The sequence below is a fragment of the Candidatus Clostridium helianthi genome (assembly GCF_045310795.1).
GTDB lineage: Bacteria > Bacillota > Clostridia > Clostridiales > Clostridiaceae > Clostridium > Clostridium helianthi.
In genome coordinates, this window is the sequence record NZ_JBJIAB010000129.1 from 1 (window position 1) to 390 (window position 390).

General features: G+C 36.2%; 2 rRNA genes. Both read right to left on the reverse strand.

The window, feature by feature from the left end:
• Positions 1-74 (reverse strand): 5S ribosomal RNA (gene rrf / locus ACJDTP_RS27495); the annotation flags it as partial.
• Between the two features lie 199 nt (positions 75-273).
• Positions 274-390, reverse strand: a 23S ribosomal RNA gene (locus ACJDTP_RS27500); the annotation flags it as partial.

The following is a 390-nucleotide window of genomic DNA, read 5'->3' on the forward strand; positions in this document are numbered from 1 at the left end:
CCATCGGCGCTATAGACCTTAACTTTCCTGTTCGGAATGGGAAGGAGTGTTACCTCTATGCCATCATCACGAGATGCATAATTTACAGAAATCTTCGATTTCGTGTAAATTAGCACTCAGCGAACGAATGTGAGTCGAGTTTCCTTTGAAAAAAGACTCTTATTTTACGCTTATACTACATTTACATGAATCTATTACTGTAATTATTCCTTATGAAAGTTTTGTTCTTTCAAAATTGCACATAGTTCTTAATGTATTTACAACTTGATTATATTGGTCAAGCCCTCGACCTATTAGTATCAGTCAGCTAAATATGTTACCATACTTACACCTCTGACCTATCAACCTTGTAGTCTTCAAGGGGTCTTACTAGCTTATGCTATGGGAAAT